Source organism: Streptomyces sp. NPDC006463 (genome assembly GCF_042870715.1).
In the GTDB taxonomy this organism is placed as follows: domain Bacteria; phylum Actinomycetota; class Actinomycetes; order Streptomycetales; family Streptomycetaceae; genus Streptomyces.
In genome coordinates this window covers 211,016-228,851 of the sequence record NZ_JBIAHP010000005.1, presented here as the reverse complement: position 1 = coordinate 228,851, position 17,836 = coordinate 211,016, and the positions used below count along the sequence as shown (strand labels likewise).

The 17,836-nt window shown below is 68.9% G+C and carries 17 protein-coding genes; 9 read left to right on the top strand and 8 right to left on the bottom strand.

The window, feature by feature from the left end:
* Window positions 1–7: 7 nt before the first annotated feature.
* Window positions 8–1,138, bottom strand: coding sequence for a DNA polymerase III subunit beta (gene dnaN, locus ACFYOB_RS12005; RefSeq protein ID WP_388558199.1), 1,131 nt, complete (start codon window positions 1,136–1,138; stop codon window positions 8–10).
* Between the two features lie 877 nt (window positions 1,139–2,015).
* A complete protein-coding gene (dnaA, locus tag ACFYOB_RS12000; protein ID WP_388558690.1) occupies window positions 2,016–3,476 on the bottom strand; it encodes a chromosomal replication initiator protein DnaA in 1,461 nt (486 codons plus the stop codon).
* Window positions 3,477–4,132: 656 nt separating this feature from the next.
* Between dnaA and rpmH the strand changes: the two genes are divergently transcribed.
* From rpmH to ACFYOB_RS11955, 9 genes are all read left to right on the top strand, one after another.
* Window positions 4,133–4,270: a 50S ribosomal protein L34 gene (rpmH, locus tag ACFYOB_RS11995; protein WP_008741645.1), complete on the top strand. Its 138-nt coding sequence runs from the start codon at window positions 4,133–4,135 to the stop codon at window positions 4,268–4,270.
* Between the two features lie 22 nt (window positions 4,271–4,292).
* On the top strand, window positions 4,293–4,667 hold the full coding sequence (gene rnpA / locus ACFYOB_RS11990; protein WP_388558196.1) for a ribonuclease P protein component: 375 nt from the start codon (window positions 4,293–4,295) through the stop codon (window positions 4,665–4,667).
* Complete coding sequence (gene yidD / locus ACFYOB_RS11985) at window positions 4,664–4,945, top strand: membrane protein insertion efficiency factor YidD (protein ID WP_075970728.1); 282 nt, start codon at window positions 4,664–4,666, stop codon at window positions 4,943–4,945. The genes rnpA and yidD overlap by 4 nt, the downstream gene beginning before the upstream one ends.
* A 3-nt stretch (window positions 4,946–4,948) precedes the next feature.
* Window positions 4,949–6,055: a membrane protein insertase YidC gene (yidC, locus tag ACFYOB_RS11980; protein WP_388558191.1), complete on the top strand. Its 1,107-nt coding sequence runs from the start codon at window positions 4,949–4,951 to the stop codon at window positions 6,053–6,055.
* A gap of 15 nt (window positions 6,056–6,070) precedes the next feature.
* On the top strand, window positions 6,071–6,583 hold the full coding sequence (locus ACFYOB_RS11975; protein WP_030153171.1) for a R3H domain-containing nucleic acid-binding protein: 513 nt from the start codon (window positions 6,071–6,073) through the stop codon (window positions 6,581–6,583).
* 131 nt (window positions 6,584–6,714) lie between these two features.
* Window positions 6,715–7,431: a 16S rRNA (guanine(527)-N(7))-methyltransferase RsmG gene (gene rsmG / locus ACFYOB_RS11970; protein WP_328926600.1), complete on the top strand. Its 717-nt coding sequence runs from the start codon at window positions 6,715–6,717 to the stop codon at window positions 7,429–7,431.
* A 265-nt stretch (window positions 7,432–7,696) separates the two neighbouring features.
* Window positions 7,697–8,782, top strand: coding sequence for an AAA family ATPase (locus ACFYOB_RS11965; RefSeq protein WP_388558687.1), 1,086 nt, complete (start codon window positions 7,697–7,699; stop codon window positions 8,780–8,782).
* Window positions 8,779–9,867 (top strand): ParB/RepB/Spo0J family partition protein, encoded by a 1,089-nt coding sequence (locus ACFYOB_RS11960; protein ID WP_388558187.1) that lies wholly within the window; start codon window positions 8,779–8,781, stop codon window positions 9,865–9,867. Before ACFYOB_RS11965 ends, ACFYOB_RS11960 begins: the two co-directional genes overlap by 4 nt.
* 108 nt (window positions 9,868–9,975) lie before the next feature.
* A complete protein-coding gene (locus ACFYOB_RS11955) occupies window positions 9,976–10,593 on the top strand; it encodes a GNAT family N-acetyltransferase (protein WP_388558184.1) in 618 nt (205 codons plus the stop codon).
* Window positions 10,594–10,687: 94 nt separating this feature from the next.
* On the opposite strand, the gene trxA is transcribed toward ACFYOB_RS11955, so the two are convergent.
* The 6 genes from trxA to murJ form a co-directional block, all read right to left on the bottom strand.
* Window positions 10,688–11,029, bottom strand: a complete 342-nt coding sequence (gene trxA, locus ACFYOB_RS11950) for a thioredoxin (RefSeq protein ID WP_388558181.1) — start codon at window positions 11,027–11,029, stop codon at window positions 10,688–10,690.
* Between the two features lie 50 nt (window positions 11,030–11,079).
* A complete protein-coding gene (trxB, locus tag ACFYOB_RS11945; RefSeq protein WP_388558178.1) occupies window positions 11,080–12,039 on the bottom strand; it encodes a thioredoxin-disulfide reductase in 960 nt (319 codons plus the stop codon).
* Between the two features lie 125 nt (window positions 12,040–12,164).
* The gene (locus ACFYOB_RS11940) at window positions 12,165–13,097 is read right to left on the bottom strand and encodes an anti-sigma factor family protein (protein ID WP_388558175.1); all 933 of its coding nucleotides are present in this window, start codon (window positions 13,095–13,097) and stop codon (window positions 12,165–12,167) included.
* Window positions 13,094–13,789 (bottom strand): RNA polymerase sigma factor SigM, encoded by a 696-nt coding sequence (sigM, locus tag ACFYOB_RS11935; protein ID WP_388558172.1) that lies wholly within the window; start codon window positions 13,787–13,789, stop codon window positions 13,094–13,096. The genes ACFYOB_RS11940 and sigM overlap by 4 nt, the downstream gene beginning before the upstream one ends.
* A 26-nt stretch (window positions 13,790–13,815) precedes the next feature.
* Window positions 13,816–15,537 (bottom strand): protein kinase family protein, encoded by a 1,722-nt coding sequence (locus tag ACFYOB_RS11930; RefSeq protein WP_388558169.1) that lies wholly within the window; start codon window positions 15,535–15,537, stop codon window positions 13,816–13,818.
* Window positions 15,538–15,654: 117 nt separating this feature from the next.
* A complete protein-coding gene (murJ, locus tag ACFYOB_RS11925; RefSeq protein WP_388558166.1) occupies window positions 15,655–17,829 on the bottom strand; it encodes a murein biosynthesis integral membrane protein MurJ in 2,175 nt (724 codons plus the stop codon).
* Window positions 17,830–17,836 lie beyond the last annotated feature (7 nt).

Genomic DNA, 17,836 nt, shown 5'->3' with positions numbered 1-17,836 from the left:
CGAAGAATCAGCCGGAGAGGCGCACCGGCATGATCAGGTACTTGTAGGCCTCATCGGCCTCCGCGTCGACCGCCGGGCGGCCGCTGAGCAGCGCCGGCTTGGTGGACGTGGTGAAGCTGAGCTGCGCGGCGGGCGAGTCGATCGCGCTCAGTCCGTCGAGCAGGAAGGTCGGGTTGAAGGCGATCGAGATGTCGTCGCCCTCCAGCTTGGCGTCCACGCGCTCCACAGCCTGTGCGTCGTCGCTGGAACCGGCCTCCAGGATCAGCACGCCCTGCTCGAAGCTCAGGCGCACCGGGGTGTTCCGCTCGGCGACCAGGGCCACGCGCTTGACGGCCTCGACGAACGGGGCGGTCTCGATCACGGCGATGGAGTTGAACTCCGTCGGGAACAGCGTGCGGTACTTCGGCAGGTCGCCTTCGAGGAGGCGCGTGGTGGTGCGGCGGCCGGCGCCCTCGAAACCGATCAGGCCTTCACCGGCACCGGAGCCCGACAGCGCCAGGGTGACGGTGTCGCCGCTGGTCAGGGACTTGGCGGTGTCCAGGAGCGTCTTGGCGGGCACCAGGGCCACGGCGGAGGCGTCCGGGTTCTCCGGCTTCCACAGGAACTCGCGGACCGCGAAGCGGTAGCGGTCGGTGGAGGCCAGGGTGACGCGGTCGCCCTCGATCTCGATGCGCACACCGGTCAGCACGGGCAGCGTGTCGTCACGGCCTGCGGCGATGGCGACCTGGGCGGCCGCGGAGGCGAAGACCTCGCCGGGCACGGTGCCGGTCGCGGTCGGCATCTGCGGCAGTGCCGGGTACTCCTCCACAGGCAGGGTGTGGAGTGTGAATCGCGAGGAGCCGCAGACCACGATCGCCCGTACACCGTCTGTGGAAATCTCCACCGGGCGGTTGGGGAGGGCCCGGCAGATGTCGGCGAGCAGCCGGCCGGAGACCAGGACGGTGCCGTTCTCCTCGACGTCCGCCTCGACGGAGACGCGGGCCGAGACCTCGTAGTCGAAGCCGGAGAGGGACAGCGTGCCCTCCTCGGCCTTCAGCAGCAGGCCCGCGAGAACGGGCACCGGCGGCCGGGCCGGGAGGCTACGGGCAGCCCAGGCCACCGCCTCCGCGAGTACGTCGCGCTCCACCCGGATCTTCACCGGAACCGCCTCCTGCTGTTGCTCGCTCGTCTGCCGGCCTTCGTCGTCGGCTCGTCGATGCCTCGACCGATGCCGGGGACCAGTCTGACGTACGGCGCCGACAGTCGGTGCGGCTGGCGGTCAAGTCGGGAGCGAGGTGCCTGGGACGGCCGCCCACCGAGTTGTGCACAGGACCTGCTTGAAAACCGAAACCGGCCTAACTCTCTATGGGGGTAGTAGTAGGGCCTGTGGAAACGGTGGATAACCCCGTTTTCCCAGGTCATCCCGCGTTTTTTATCCCCACAGCCTGTGGGTGGCACCGGTGGACAACACGGTGTCTCTGTGGAGAACGAAAACTTCTGCACAGGCCGTCCCCAGGCGACCCCGACTACTCCACAGGTGTGTCCCCAGCTTTCCCCCGGTACTCCACAACCCAAACGTCCACCTCCGTGTGACGGCTTTCACTCGGGGCAGTGAGATGGGGTGGTGCGTTGCCGAACAGTGGACAAGGGTGTGGAGAAGACATCGGATCCTGTGCACAGGATCGGGGAAGCTGTGGGCAGGCGGTGGACAACGTGGTGGACAGTCCTGTGGACGAAGAATCTGTCCACAGCCTGTGGATGAAGCTTGCGCACAATTCCACAGCCCGTTGACCTGGCCTGATGGTGGCTCATGCCGCACCCCTGTGGACAGATTGTGGGCGACAGAACCCGTCCCCAGCCTGTGGACGGAAGAAAGTCCCCCAATCTGTGGACGAGTTGCGCCGGAGGGGGCGTATTCGAACAGAGCAGGGGCGCGCGAACGAAGAAGGGCGCCCCCGTTGTGGTCCGGGAGCGCCCTCTGAATGCGTTTGAAGGGACCTTGGCGTGACTCTCCCCAGCGGTCCGGGGCAGTCGGCTCAGGCGTTCTTGATGCGGTTGGTGAGCTCCGTGACCTGGTTGTAGATGGAGCGGCGTTCGGCCATCAGAGCGCGGATCTTGCGGTCGGCGTGCATGACGGTGGTGTGGTCGCGGCCGCCGAACTGCGCCCCGATCTTGGGCAGGGAGAGGTCCGTGAGCTCCCGGCACAGGTACATGGCGATCTGCCGTGCGGTCACCAGGACCCGGCTGCGCGAGGAACCGCACAGGTCGTCCACGGTGAGCCCGAAGTAGTCGGCGGTGGCCGCCATGATGTCGGAGGCCGTGATCTCCGGCGCGCTGTCCTCGCCGCCCGGGATCAGGTTCTTGAGCACGTCCTCGGTCAGGCCCAGGTCGACCGGCTGCCGGTTGAGGCTCGCGAAGGCGGTGACCCGGATCAGCGCACCCTCCAGCTCGCGGATGTTGCGCGAGATACGGGAGGCGATGAACTCCAGTACCTCCGGCGGGGCGTTGAGCTGCTCCTGGACCGCCTTCTTGCGCAGGATCGCGATGCGGGTCTCCAGCTCGGGCGGCTGGACGTCGGTGATCAGGCCCCACTCGAAGCGGTTGCGGAGCCTGTCCTCCAGGGTGACGAGCTGCTTGGGCGGCCGGTCGGAGGAGAGGACGATCTGCTTGTTGGCGTTGTGGAGCGTATTGAAGGTGTGGAAGAACTCCTCCTGCGTCGACTCCTTGCTCGCGAGGAACTGGATGTCGTCGACGAGCAGGATGTCCATCTCGCGGTAGCGCTTGCGGAACGCGTCGCCCTTGCCGTCGCGGATGGAGTTGATGAACTCGTTGGTGAACTCCTCGGAGCTCACGTACCGCACGCGGGTACCGGGGTACAGGCTCCGCGCGTAGTGCCCGATGGCGTGCAGCAGGTGCGTCTTGCCCAGACCCGACTCGCCATAGATGAAAAGGGGGTTGTACGCCTTCGCGGGCGCTTCGGCGACGGCCACCGCGGCGGCGTGCGCGAAGCGGTTGGAGGCGCCGATGACGAAGGTGTCGAAGAGGTACTTGGGGTTCAGCCGGGCGGTCGGTTCGAGCGGGCCCGAGGAGGAACCGCCGGACGGGGCCGGGGCCGAGGAGGGTCGGCCGGGAGCCTGGCGGGGCGCGGGCTGTTCGTACTTCTGCTGTTCGTACTGATGGGGCTGGTGCTGCTGGGAGTCGTACGGGGACTGCTCGTACTGCTGCTGCTCGTAGGAGCCCTGGTCGTAGCCGGAGGGCTCGGACTGCTGGAGGTAGCCCGGCTGCGGGGAGGCGTACGGGTCGCGCTCGGGGAATCCGCCGAGGCGCGGCTGCTGCCAGCCGTAGTCGTCCTGCTGGCCGCCCCGGGGCCAGGCGCCGGGCTCGGGGCGCTGCTGCTGGTAGTCCGGGTAGGCGGGGCGGGCGGTGGGGAGCTGGTCGTCGGGGCCGCCGCCGGGACGCTGGCCGGCGTACGGCTCGTACCCGCCCGGCTGCTGCACGGGCGGGGCGGGGGGCGCGGGCTCGCCGGCGGAGTCGTCCACGGTGATGGCGATCCGGATGGGGCGGCCGCATTCCCGGCTGAGGGCGTCGCTGATCAGCGGGGCGAGGCGGCCTTCGAGGACGCGCTTGCCCCACTCGTTGGGGACGGCCAGCAGTGCGGTGTCGGCGACGAGTGCCAGGGGCTGGCACCGCTCGACCCACTGCTTGTCCTTGGGTTCGATCCCCGGCTGTCCCTCCCCGAGGAGCTTCTCGAGCACCCTTGGCCACACTGCGGCAAGATCGGCAGGTACGTCAGCCACAGAGCACGCTCTCTCACAGGGGGTCCCACGAATGTGTGGTTCTTTGGGACGGTCGGGACAAAAAATCCGGGATCAGGCAACGGTAGTCAGGCCAGCGGGTACGGTTCAAGTCGTTGTCCACAGCCTGTGCACAGTGTGGGGCAGCATCGCCTCGGTTTGACCGGATGGCGTAGCCGCGCGTACCGTAACGAGGTCGAGTTGTCGATGGCTGCTGCCGCCTGCCTACCGATGGGCGAAGATCACTGTTAGTGATCGTTTAGCGGTGCCACTCGGGCGAACACGCGAGTTTCCTCGTGGGCGCACGGTGACAGCCAGGCGATGTCCCGCCACAACGATTCATTCTCTGGAGCCCCCGAGTGAGCAAGCGCACCTTCCAGCCGAACAACCGCCGTCGCGCCAAGACCCACGGCTTCCGCCTGCGGATGCGTACCCGTGCCGGTCGCGCGATCCTCGCGAACCGTCGTGGCAAGGGCCGCGCCGCCCTTTCCGCGTAACAAGCACGCAGGTCGTGACGTCGTGCTGTCTCCCGAAAATCGGCTGAGGCGGCGCGAGGACTTCGCGAGCGCGGTACGCCGAGGGCGTCGGGCCGGTCGCCCACTCCTCGTCGTCCACCTACGTACAAGCGGTTCAACGGACCCGCACGAGCCGGGGGAGATCGATCCCTCGACGCGTGCGGGTTTCGTCGTCAGCAAGGCTGTCGGCAACGCCGTCATACGTAACCGGGTGAAGCGCCGTCTGCGCCATCTGGTCCGGGAGCGGCTGTCCCAGCTGCCCGCCGGTAGCCTGGTGGTGGTACGTGCGTTGCCCGGAGCGGGTGATGCCGGCCCCGACGAGCTGGCCCGGGACCTGGATGCCGCTCTGGTGCGGCTTCTGGGAGGCGTGGCTCGATGAAGTACCCGCTGCTCGCTTTGATCAAGCTGTACCAGTGGACGATCAGTCCGCTGCTCGGGCCGGTGTGCCGCTATTACCCGTCGTGCTCGCACTACGGATACACGGCCATCGACCGGCATGGTGCGGTCAAGGGGACGGTCCTGACCGCCTGGCGGATCCTGCGGTGCAACCCGTGGTCCCCCGGTGGCGTGGACCATGTCCCACCCCGTAAACGCCCGCGTTGGCACGAGCAGCTGCGCAGTGCGTTGCGTAGATCTCGCAATGCTCAAGGAGCCTGATTAGTGGACACGATTGCCAATCTGTTCAGCTTTATCACCACGCCCGTCTCGTGGGTCATCGTCCAGTTCCACTCCGTGTACGGCGCGATCTTCGGGCCGAACAGCGGGTGGGCCTGGGGCCTGTCGATCGTGTCCCTGGTGGTCTTGATCCGCATCTGCCTGATCCCGCTCTTCGTGAAGCAGATCAAGGCGACGCGGGGCATGCAGGCGCTCCAGCCGAAGATGAAGGCGATCCAGGAGCGCTACAAGAACGACAAGCAGCGTCAGTCCGAAGAGATGATGAAGCTGTACAAGGAGACGGGTACCAACCCGCTCTCCTCGTGCCTTCCCATCCTGGCGCAGTCCCCGTTCTTCTTCGCGCTCTACAGCGTGCTGTCGGCCATCGCCAACGGGAAGACCATTGGCGTCATCAACCAGTCGCTGCTGGAGAGCGCGCGTCAGGCGCACATCTTCGGGGCCCCGCTGGCCGCGAAGTTCACCGACAGCGCCGAGAAGGCTGCTTCCCTGGGCGCTTCGATCACCGATGTGCGTGTCGTCACCGCCGTCATGATCGTCCTGATGTCGCTGTCGCAGTTCTACACCCAGCGTCAGCTGATGCAGAAGAACGTCGACCTGTCGGTCAAGACCCCGTTCATGCAGCAGCAGAAGATGCTGATGTACATCTTCCCCGTGATCTTCGCGGTCATGGGTATCAACTTCCCCGTCGGTGTTCTCGTCTACTGGCTGACCACGAACGTGTGGACCATGGGCCAGCAGATGTACGTGATCAACCAGAACCCGACGCCGGGCAGCAAGGCCCAGGACCAGTACCTGACGCGCCTGCTGAAGCACGTCAGCTCGCACGGTGAGGTCAAGGGCCGGGGCAAGAAGAAGATCGTCGCGGCGATCGTGGCCAAGGGCCCGGACCGCAACGACAACGAGCGCAAGTTCATCACCGCGCTGACCAAGCAGGGCATGGCCGCTCAGGCGGACGGCTCGGTGATCAAGAGTTCTGAAGCCACGGCCGACGCGGATGCGGCGAGCGGCGGTGTCGCCACGAAGCGGCAGCAGCCCAAGCGGCAGTCGAAGTCGAAGCGTCAGACGCCCCCCAGCAAGCCCTCCAAGAAGTAAGAAGGAGTCCCTCCCGTGACGGAAGGCACCACCACCGCCGCCGCTGAGAGTGGCGACACCCTGACCCGCCTCGAGCAGGAGGGTGAGATCGCGGCCGACTACCTTGAGGGTCTGCTGGACATCGCCGACCTCGACGGCGACATCGACATGGACGTCGAGGCCGACCGGGCCGCGGTGTCGATCGTCAGTGACTCCGCCAGCCGGGACCTGCAGAAGCTCGTGGGCCGCGACGGTGAGGTTCTGGAGGCTCTGCAGGAGCTGACCCGCCTCGCCGTGCACCGGGAGACCGGAGACCGCAGCCGGCTGATGCTGGACATCGCCGGGTTCCGCGCGAAGAAGCGTGAGGAGCTGGCGGCGCTGGGCGCTCAGGCGGCGGCGGACGTGAAGGCGTCCGGCGAGCCGCTGAAGCTGGCCCCGATGACCCCGTTCGAGCGGAAGGTCGTCCACGATGCCGTGGCGGCCGCGGGTCTGAAGAGCGAGTCCGAGGGCGAGGAGCCGCAGCGCTTCGTCGTTGTGCTCCCGGCCTGACCTGTAGTGCGAGTGTTCGGCCCCGTCTGTGTCGCAGACGGGGCCGATGTTTGTCAGCCTGGCATGTGAACGACGCGCCATTTTGAAGACGTGGTTCTTCAGAACCATGCGGTACGGAAGGGACGGTCCCCGTGACGGAGGCAGCTGAGCTTCCCCCGGCGCCTGAAGAGGCGCGCGCGGTGTTCGGTGAGTTTTTCCCGGAAGCTGTGCGGTACGCGGAGCTGCTGGCCGACGCGGGAGTCAAGCGGGGCCTGATCGGGCCGCGTGAGGTGCCGCGGCTCTGGGAGCGGCATCTGCTGAACTGCGCTGTGCTGTCGGAGGTGGTGCCGCAGGGCGTCACCGTGTGCGACGTGGGGTCGGGTGCGGGTCTGCCCGGGATCCCGCTGGCGCTGGTGCGGCGGGATCTGAAGATCACGCTGCTTGAGCCGCTGCTGCGGCGGACGACCTTCCTCCAGGAGGTCGTGGAGCTGCTGGGCCTGGACCATGTCACGGTGGTGCGCGGTCGGGCCGAGGAGGTTCTCGGCAAGCTGCAGCCGGTGCACGTGGTGACGGCCCGCGCAGTGGCTCCGCTGGACCGGCTGGCCGGCTGGGGTGTGCCCCTGCTGCGTCCGTACGGGGAGATGCTGGCGCTCAAGGGCGATACCGCCGAGGAGGAGCTGGTGTCGGCGAAGACGGCACTGACGAAGCTCGGTGTGGTGAAGACCTCGGTGCTGCAGGTGGGCGAGGGCGTGGTGGACCCGCTGTCGACGGTGGTGCGGGTCGAGGTCGGAGAGAGCCCCGGTGGGGTGAGGTTCGCGGCCAAGCGGGCTAAGGCTGCCCGGACCAGCCGTACGCGTCGGCGCCGCTGATACGCCGGCAGCCGGGCTTTCTTGCGGAGATTTAGGGCGTGTTGGGCCCTATAGGTATGGATTTCGGAGTGTCGTAGCGGCCTGATGACTCCGTCCCGGCATCGTGTTTCACGTGAAACGTCGCTCTCTGCTGCACGGAATCATCAGCCGCGGTCGTGCGGCCACGTCCCCCCGTCTCCGCAAGCACGAAGGGGGGACGGAGTTGTCCACATCGGTGGATTCATCCACAGGAGTACGGGCCCCGCTGGTTCGCGACCCGGGTGACATGGCAGGCTCTGTTCATCGCGAGCCTGATGTCGAGGAGAGTGACACCGTGCGGTCCGACGCCAACCTCGCGGGGCCGATGGCCGATCCGGTCCCCGGTCCCCGCTCTGAATCGGCGGGCGAGGATGTTTCACGTGAAACATCGACGCCCCTTGTAGACAACGACACCCCCATCGGCCGAGCCGCCCAGCTGGCCGTCGAGGCGCTGGGGCGTGCCGGCCAGGGTCTGCCCAGGCCGGAGCAGACCCGGGTCATCGTGGTCGCCAACCAGAAGGGCGGCGTGGGCAAGACCACGACGACCGTGAATCTGGCGGCCTCGCTGGCACTGCACGGGGCGCGGGTCCTGGTGGTCGACCTCGACCCGCAGGGCAATGCCTCCACGGCGCTGGGTATCGACCACCACGCGGACGTGCCGTCGATTTACGACGTGCTGGTGGACAGCCGCCCCCTGCTGGAGGTCGTCCAGCCCGTGGCGGATGTGGAGGGGCTCTTCTGTGCTCCGGCCACGATCGACCTGGCGGGTGCGGAGATCGAGCTGGTGTCGCTGGTGGCCCGGGAGAGCAGGCTGCAGCGGGCGATCCAGGCGTACGAGCAGCCGCTCGACTACATCCTGATCGACTGCCCTCCGTCGCTTGGGCTGCTCACGGTGAACGCCCTGGTGGCCGGGGCGGAGGTGCTGATCCCGATCCAGTGCGAGTACTACGCGCTGGAGGGTCTGGGTCAGCTGCTGCGCAATGTCGATCTGGTGCGGGCCCATCTGAACCCGACGCTGCATGTGTCGACGATCCTTCTGACGATGTACGACGGAAGGACCCGGCTGGCCTCGCAGGTGGCGGAGGAGGTTCGCAGCCACTTCGGCAAGGAGGTGCTGCGGACGAGCATTCCGCGGTCGGTGCGTATTTCCGAGGCGCCGAGTTACGGGCAGACGGTACTCACGTACGATCCGGGGTCCAGTGGTTCCCTCTCCTATCTGGAAGCGGCGCGTGAGATCGCGTTCCGAGGTGTGGGAATGCAGTACGACGCCCAGCAGGCCCATCTGGGCGCGGGCATGAACAGCACGCAGAGTGTGGCGGAGGGGATCCAGTGAGCGAGCGACGTAGAGGCCTGGGACGGGGGCTCGGTGCGCTGATTCCCGCTGCGCCGCAGGAGCAGACGCCGCCGGTGATCAGTGCCGGGTCGACGTCTCCGGCGGCGATGCCGGTGTTGACCTCGGAGCGTGGGATCGCGGCGGCGAAGCTGGCTTCGCTGACGCAGGCGGATGTTTCACGTGAAACATCGTTCGTCGCGCCGGTGGAGGAGCCGGTGCCGGCGGCGCCGGAGACCAATGTGGTGGCGGGAGCGACGTTCGCGGAGCTTCCGATGGACGCGATCACGCCGAACCCGCGGCAGCCGCGTGAGGTGTTCGACGAGGACGCGCTCGCCGAGCTGGTGACCTCCATCCAGGAGGTGGGTCTGCTCCAGCCGGTGGTGGTGCGGCAGTCATCGCCCGGCCGCTACGAGCTGATCATGGGTGAGCGGCGCTGGCGGGCCTGCCGGGAGGCCGGTCTGGAGAACATTCCGGCGATCATCCGGGCGACGGACGACGACAAGCTGCTGCTGGACGCGCTGCTGGAGAACCTGCACCGGGCTCAGCTGAACCCGCTGGAGGAGGCGGCGGCGTACGACCAGCTGCTGCAGGACTTCGACTGCACGCATGACCAGCTGGCGGACCGGATCGGTCGCTCGCGTCCGCAGGTGACGAATACCCTGCGGCTGCTGAACCTGTCGGCTCCGGTACAGCGTCGGGTGGCGGCCGGAGTGCTGTCGGCGGGGCATGCGCGGGCGCTGCTGTCGGTGGAGGACACCGAGCAGCAGGACCGGCTGGCGCACCGGATCGTGGCCGAGGGGCTGTCGGTGCGGGCGGTCGAGGAGATCGTCAAGCTGATGGATTCGGATCCCGCGAGTGCGGTGAAGCCGAAGGGCCCGCGTGCGGGTACCCGGGTGGCTCCGGCGCTCAGTGAGCTGGCGACGCGGCTGTCGGACCGGTTCGAGACGCGGGTGAAGGTGGATCTGGGTCAGAAGAAGGGCAAGATCACCGTCGAGTTCGCGTCGATGGAGGATCTGGAGCGGATTCTGGGGACGCTGGCGCCGGGCGAGGGCCGCGTTCTGGAGCAGGGGCTGTCCGGGGAGTGATCCCGCAGCCGCCGAGGGGCGGATCGTGTCGGTTTCCACCGTCGCGGTCCGCCCCTTCGCCGTGTTGCTGCTGTCGAAAGAGCGGGGGCCAGTGGATACGATGCCTTCATGGGTCGTCGGCTGGTACCGCTCACGCTGGACAACCTCCAGGACCTGCCCCGTCGTTGCCGGTCCTGTGTGTTCTGGGAACTGGATCCGGTCAGCGGTGAGGCCGCCGTGAAGGCGGGTACGCCGGCGCTGGAGAAAGAGGCCTGGATCTCCGCCGTTCTCCTGGAGTGGGGATCGTGCGGCCGTGTGGTCTACGTGGACGATGTCCCGGTCGGGTTCGTGCTGTACGCGCCGCCCGCGTACGTTCCGAGGGCCACGGCGTTTCCGACCAGTCCGGTCTCGCCGGACGCCGTTCAGCTGATCACCGCTTGGATCATGCCGGGATATCAGGGGCAGGGCCTGGGGCGGGTGATGGTCCAGACGGTGGCGAAGGACCTGCTGCGCCGGGGGTTCCGTGCCATCGAGGCGTTCGGGGATGCGCGCTGGGAGGGGCCGGCGTGCCTTTTGCCGGCGGACCATCTGCTCTCGGTGGGCTTCAAGACGGTGCGTCCCCACCCGTTGCATCCGCGGTTGAGGCTGGAGCTGCGGTCGACGCTGTCGTGGAAGGAAGACGTGGAGCTGGCGCTGGACCGGCTTCTGGGTGCTGCGCGCAAGGAGCCGGCGCTGCGTCCCCTGTGAACCGGGAAACGTGAAACGGGGCCGCCCCCTGCCAGGGGGCGGCCCCGTTTCACGTGAAACCCCCCTGGCTACCGCTGGTTGGGGCCCCTGGACGTCAGACGGTCTTGACCTCGACGAAGTCCGAGAGGTCGCGCAGGATGGCGGCCTTCGGCTTGGCGCCGACGATGGTCTTGGCGACCTCGCCGCCCTGGTAGACGTTCAGCGTCGGGATGGACATGACGCCGTACTTGGCGGCCGTGGCCGGGTTCTCGTCGATGTTGAGCTTGACGATCTCGATCTGGTCGCCGTACTCGGCGGCGATCGCCTCGAGGGACGGCGCGATCTGGCGGCACGGTCCGCACCAGGCGGCCCAGAAGTCCACCAGTACGGGCTTGTCGCTCTTGAGGACCTCGGCGTCGAAGTCAGCGTCGGTCACGTTCTTGAGGGTGCCGGCCACAGCGGCCTCCTTCTTCTTCCTGCGGGGTGTGGGTGGGGCTGGTGCGAGGGTCAGACGGCCGCGTGAGCCTTCTCGGCGTCCGCGAGGGCAGCGAGGAAGCGCTCGGCGTCGAGGGCCGCGGAGCAACCGGTGCCCGCGGCGGTGATCGCCTGACGGTAGGTGTGGTCCACGACGTCGCCGGCGCCGAACACGCCGGTCACGCTGGTCCGGGTGGAGGGGGCGTCGACCTTGAGGTAGCCCTCGTCGTCGAGCTCCAGCTGGTCCTTGAACAGTTCGGTGCGCGGGTCGTGGCCGACGGCGATGAAGAGGCCGGTGACGGGCAGCGCGGAGGTCTCGCCGGTCTTGGTGTTGCGCAGGGTGACACCGGAGAGCTTCTGCTCGCCGTGGATCTCGGCGACCTCGCTGTCCCAGGCGAACTTGATCTTCGGGTCGGCGAAGGCGCGGTCCTGCATGGCCTTCGAAGCGCGCAGGCTGTCGCGACGGTGGACGATCGTGACGGACTTGGCGAACCGGGAGAGGAAGGTGGCTTCCTCGATCGCGGTGTCGCCGCCGCCGACGACGGCGATGTCGTGGTCCTTGAAGAAGAATCCGTCGCAGGTGGCGCACCAGGAGACGCCGCGGCCGGAGAGGGCGTCCTCGTTGGGCAGGCCGAGCTTGCGGTGCTGGGAGCCGGTGGTGACGATGACGGCCTTGGCACGGTGGACGGTGCCGGCGGTGTCCGTGACGGTCTTGATCTCACCGGTGAGGTCCACGGACACGATGTCGTCCGGGACCAGCTCGGCGCCGAAGCGCTCGGCCTGGCCACGCATGTTGTCCATGAGATCCGGACCCATGATGCCGTCCTGGAACCCCGGGAAGTTCTCCACCTCGGTGGTGTTCATCAGGGCGCCACCGGCGGTGACGGCACCTTCGAACACCAGGGGCTTGAGCGAAGCGCGTGCGGTGTACAGGGCGGCGGTGTAACCGGCCGGCCCGGAGCCGATGATGATCACGTTTCGGACGTCGCTCACGGGTTTCTTCCTCGTTTCTGCGGACTGCGTGCTGCCTACCGGGGGCCGGTGCGGACTCTCACCCCACCCAACGGATCCTACGGCGCATGCATTCCCTGCCTGTCCCGGTGCGGCCTTACGTGTCGCTAACGGGGATAGGTGTTCGTCAGCAGGAGCTTTCCGGGGGTCGCCGGTGCGGTGTTCTCGCAGCCGGTGTCGACGAGGTAGGCGTCGACGCGGGAGGCGTCGCCCGGGTGCGGCAGGACGAGCAGGAGGACCGGAGTGCCCTGGTAGCTGCCGCGTTCGGCGGCGATCGGGGTCTCCGGGCGGCCGGTGGCGCGTTGGACACAGGCGGGGACGGAGGGCGCCTGGCGGTCGTTGGGGGCGACTCCGGGGGCGGGGGTGTTCTCCAACCCGTACGTGTTGTTCTGCTCCCCCTGGGTGGCTGCCTTGGCGCCCTGCCCGGAGCCGAGGAGCTGCTCGACGCTGCCGCGCAGGCCCTGGGCGGTGTAGGCGCCGTCGGTGGGGGGCTGCGCGGCGGAGGTCGCTGTTTCACGGCGTGCTGTGGCGTCGTGGGAGGACGGCCCGGAGAGGTCAGCGAACAGGAAGATCCCGAGTGCGCAGGCGGCGGCCCCGGCCAGGCCGGTGAGGACGGCGATCCGGCGGCGGGCGCGGCGTCGCCCGGGTCCGCTTGAGCCGTTCGGGTGGCCGACGGGCGATGTTTCACGTGAAACATCGCGGGAGGCCGGGCGGGAACGGGCGGCGGACGCGGGCCGAGTGTCCTCCTCGGAAGCCTGGGGGGTGGTGGAGTCGAGGAGGGCTTCGGCCGCGAGGGCCGCGTCGATGCGGCCCGCGATGTCGGCGGGCATCCGGGCGGGGCCCGGGAGGGTGCCCAGAAGGGCACGGATCTCGTCGAGGGAGGCGCGGACGTCGGCGCACAGGGGGCAGTCGCCGAGGTGGCGCCGGACTTCGGCGCTGCGGGCCGGGGAGAGGAGTCCTTCGGTCAGGTCGGCGATCTCCGAGACCTCCGGGTGCCGAATTGTGCCGGTCGTGCCTGTCGTGCTTGCCGGGGGGGTCACGGTCGTCCACCTCCGCCCTTCACTGCGTCTGGGTCTGGGTGCCTGGGGTCTGCCGCTGGTGGGACGGCCGTGCCCGGCGTCCGGTTCCTTCCCCGCTCGGTGGCGGTGTTATCCCCGGCATTCGTGCGCAGATGAGTGAGCATCGGGAGGAGCTTCGCCCGGCCGCGTGCGCAGCGGCTCTTCACGGTGCCGGTGGGCACGTCGAGGATGCGGGCGGCTTCGGCGACGGGGTATCCCTGCATGTCGACAAGGACGAGTGCGGCCCGCTGTTCGGCCGGGAGGGTGCTGAGGGCGGCCAGGAGCTGGCGGTGGAGGTCCTGGCGTTCCGCCGGGGCCTCGGCGGACTCATGGGGCTCCAGGAGGCGCTCCAGACGGTCCGTGTCGTCAAGGGGCGCGGTCCTGCGGGAGGCCGCCTTGCGAGCCCGGTCCAGGCAGGCATTGACGGTGATGCGGTGCAGCCAGGTGGTGACTGCGGAGTCCCCGCGGAAGGTGTGGGCGGCCCGGTAGGCGGAGACGAGGGCGTCCTGTACCGCGTCGGCGGCTTCCTCCCGGTCGCCGAGCGTGCGCATGGCCACCGACCACAGCCGGTCGCGGTGCCGCCGCACGAGCTCACCGAAGGCGTCGGGGTCACCGGCGACGTGCCGGGCCAGAAGGTCCCCGTCGCTGTCGTCGCCGGGTGTCGTGTCGTCCAACGGTGAGCCCCTCCCGGATTGTGCGGTCAGCCCGAGAACTTCACGTCCGTGATGGCCTGTTTGTAACCGGGACCGCTGAATTCGTCTTGCGGGGCGTTCGGCATGGCAGTGATCCACAGGAGCACGTACCGCGTCTTGACCGGTTTCTCGGCGGTCAGCTGGAGGGTGGTCTCCGAGGTGGTGGTTCCGGCGATCTTTGCCATGGAGCCGACGGAGCCCTTGGGGGTCTTGGAGTCGGTGGCGTACAGCGTGAGGGTCGTGTGCGGGCCGCCGTACTTCAGCGCTATCGAGGCTGTTGCGACCTCGTGTTCGGAACCGAGGTCGTAGACGATGCCCACGCCATCCTTGATCTTCATCTCGGGGCCGTCGAAGAAGCTCTTGGTGCGCCAGTAGGTGGAGACGTCTTTGTCGTAGGTGTTTGCGACGTCCTCGGCGTTCTGCGGTTTGCCATCCGGGAAGTACTCCTGTGCCCCCTTGATTTCCAGCGGGCTGGTGTCAGGCTTCTCCCCGTGTTCGCCGGTGTCGGCCGTGGTGTTGCTGGTGCCGCTGTTGCCCTTCTGGGTTCCATGGCCCAGCAGGGTGTCCGCGAGCTGCCAGCTGCCGAGGCCGAGGGCGGCGATGAGCAGGGCGGCGACACCCCACTTCAGGGCGCGGCCGGTGCGGCTCTGCAGCGGGGGCGGCGGGGGAGCGACGGTGACCGTCTGCGTGGTAGGCACGCCGGGGGGCGTGGGGCGGCCGTAGCTGCCCTGCTGGTAGGTGGTGTGCTGGTACTCGGGCGGGGCGGTGAAGGCGGGCTCCGGCGGCCGGATGCGGGGCATCGCGGCGACGGCCTTGGCCAGCTCCTCGGGGGTGGTGCAGGCCGGCTCCTGACGGGAGGCGGTGGCTCCGTCGTTGGCGAGGGCGCGCATGGCGAGCTCGCCCAGACCCCGGTGGACACCGGCGCGGACCTGGTCGGGGGCGATCAGGCCGACGCCCTTGGGCAGGCCGGTGAGGCCGTAGGCGTCGTTCTCGTACGGCCAGCGCTGGGTGAGCGCGGCGTACAGGAGTGCGCCGATGGCCTCGGTGTCGGCACGCTGGGGGGTCTCGCTGGTGATCCCGCGCAGGGCGGCGTTCACGGCGAGGCCGCGGATGCGGTACTGGCCCGTGGAGGTGCGCAGTATCGCGCTGGGCGTCAGGCGCAGGTGGGCCAGGCCCTCGCGGTGTGCCGCGGACATGGCCTGGGAGATCTGGCTGACGAGCTGGTAGGCCTCGTGGGGTTCCAGGGGGCCCGCGGCGAGGAGCGCGGTGAGCTCGGTGGCGTCGGGCAGCCACTCGTGGACGACGTAGACGAGGTCGTTCTCCTCCACGGCGTCGAGCACCTGGACGAACCGGGGGTCGCCGAGCAGGGCGGAGGAGCGCGCTGCGGCCAGGACGGAACGGGCCCGCGGATGGTCGGCGGGGATCAGGTGCACGCCCACGGCCCGGCGCAGCTTCTCGTCCATCGCGCGCCAGCTGCTGAATCCGTCCACACGAGTGACGCACTCTTCGAGCCGGTAGCGTCTGGCGAGCTTGTGGCCGCTGTGGAGTTCGGGTGCGGCCGTGGGGGCCGGGGTCGTGCGTTCGCCGTCCTTTTCGGGCATGGGTCCGTCCGCGGCTCGTCCGTTCTGGATGTCCACCCCGTCGGCCGTGGCCTTGTCCGCTTCTGCGGCCAGCGGCTTGACGCCACTGTTGTCGGCCACGTCGACGGCGGCCGTGCTACGTTCCGCCACCGTCGTTCCCGCCTCCCCATCCGTTGCACGCTGTCGGCCAGTCTGCGAAGCCACGCCAATTGTGCCCACAGTCCGACGCTATGCACGACACACGAAGGGGGGCGACGGTTGTGCGCATCAGCGCCCCAAACGTCCGCGGATCATTCCGACCATCGAGTTGAGCTCTTCGATCCGCATCCGCTTGGCGGCGATGAGGAACACGGCCGCCAGGGCGATGCCGCCGGCCACGAGGGCGGCGGCGGAGCCGGCGACTCCGTTGCCCAGCCACTGGGTGACCGCATAGGCGGCGGCGCCGCCCACGGCGGCGGCCGGGACGCAGGCGCCGGTGAGGCGGGCGTAGGTGCGCATCACGTGGGCGCCGTCGAGGTCGCCGCCGAGGCGGGTCTTCAGCCGGCGCCAGGCGACGCCGACTCCGACGGTGTAGCCGAGGCCGTAGGCGGCTGCCATGCCGACGACGGCCCATCGGGCGGGGAGGACGAAGAAGGAGGCCGTCGATACCGCCGCGTTGACGGCGGCGACGATGACGGTGTTGTAGAAGGGCGTCCGGGTGTCCTCGTAGGCGTAGAAGCCGCGCAGGACCACGTACTGGACCGAGTACGGGATGAGGCCGAGACCGAAGGCCATCAGGACGTAGCCGATGTTCTGTGCGCCGGCGCCGGAGCCCGCGTAGAGCAGGGTGGCCATCGGGACGCCGAGGGCGAGGAACGCGAAGGCGCAGGGCACGATCGCGACGGCCGAGGTGCGCAGCCCGTAGGAGATGTCGTCGCGGACGGCGGCGGCGTCTCCGTCGTGGGCGGAGCGGGAGATGCGCGGCAGGACGGCCGTCATGACGGAGACGGTGATGATGGCCTGCGGCATCTGCCACAGCAGAAGCGCGTAGTTGTAGGCGGTGATGCCGGTACCGGGGTGGCCCTGCTTCTCGGCGACGGATCCGGCCCAGGTGGCGAGCTGGGTGACGACGACGAGCCCGATCTGGTTGGCGAGGACGAAGAAGAACGTCCACTTGGCCAGGCCGGCGGCCTTGCCGAGTCCGTGGCCCTTCCAGTCGAAGCGCAGGCGCGGCCTGAAGCCCGCGTCGCGCAGGTAGGGGAGCATGGCCAGGGCCTGGACGGTGAGGCCCAGCAGGGTGCCCAGGCCCAGCAGGCGGACGCCCTCGGGGGTGACGGTGGTGGCGTTGACGCCGGAGGTGGTGAAGCCGCCGAAGGCCCAGATGAAGGCGCCGAAGGTGGCGATGACGACGATGTTGTTGAGGACCGGGGTCCACATCATTGCGCCGAAGCGGCCGCGGGCGTTGAGGATCTGACCGAGGACCACGTGGACGCCCATGAAGAACATGGTGGGCAGGCAGTAGCGGGCGAAGGCGACCGCGACGTCCATCTGCTGGGGGTCGGAGGCGATCTTCGGCGACATCATCGTGATGAAGACCGGTGCCGCGAGGACGCAGATGGTCGTGATGGCGGCCAGCAGGACCACGACGAGGGTCAGCAGCCGGTTGGCGTACGCCTCTCCCCCGTCGCTGTCGTTCTTCATGGCCCGCACCAGCTGCGGGATGAAGACGGCGTTCAGGGCGCCGCCGCCGACCAGCACGTAGATCATCGTCGGCAGGGTGTTGGCGATCTGGTACGTGTCGTTGAACGTGCCGACGCCGATGGCGCCGGCGATGACCAGGGTGCGCAGGAATCCGGTGATGCGGGAGACGATCGTGCCGGCGGCCATGAGCGCGCTGGACTTCAGGAGGCTGGACGCACGTCCGGCGGGCTTGCTCGGCGCCGGGACGGCGACGGGGACGTCCTCGGCGGGGGTGCGGGGAGCCGCCTCCTGGTCCCGGTAGAGGTGCGCGAAGGCGTCGGGCTCGGGCCGCTCGTCCGCCGCCTTGGTGACGAGAGAGTCCACACCGACGAACTCGGTGGTGGTGGCGTGGTCGCCGTACGGCAGGTGGCGGGAGGGCCCGTCCGGCTCGGGCGGCGGGGTCTGGGCCCAGACGCGCGGGTCGGGGGAGTAGGAGGGCGCGGTCGGGGCGGCGTAGAGCGGGCCGGGCTCCTGGTAGGTACCGGGCGGCGGCGGGGGGTGTGCGGCCCGGTCGTAGAGGACCTCGCCGACGGGGTCCTGGGCGGACAGGTCCTGCGACCGGTAGGGGTCGTGATCGTAGGCGTCCTGGACATATGGGTCGTGGTCCGGCGCGGGCGCGGGCGCGGGAACCTGCCCGGGCACCGGGGTGCTCGGGGCAGTGCCCTGGGAGGGCGCGGGCCCACCAGTGCCCTGCGCGCGGTCACCGTCGTACGGCGCGTTCATCGAAACC

Bases quoted from the DNA above. Each gene is read 5' to 3' on its own strand.
- murJ (WP_388558166.1), bottom strand. From the start codon at position 17,829: ATGAACGCGCCGTACGACGGTGACCGCGCGCAGGGCACTGGTGGGCCC.
- ACFYOB_RS11965 (WP_388558687.1), top strand. From the start codon at position 7,697: ATGGCAGGCTCTGTTCATCGCGAGCCTGATGTCGAGGAGAGTGACACC.
- yidD (WP_075970728.1), top strand. From the start codon at position 4,664: ATGAAGTACCCGCTGCTCGCTTTGATCAAGCTGTACCAGTGGACGATC.
- ACFYOB_RS11955 (WP_388558184.1), top strand. From the start codon at position 9,976: ATGGGTCGTCGGCTGGTACCGCTCACGCTGGACAACCTCCAGGACCTG.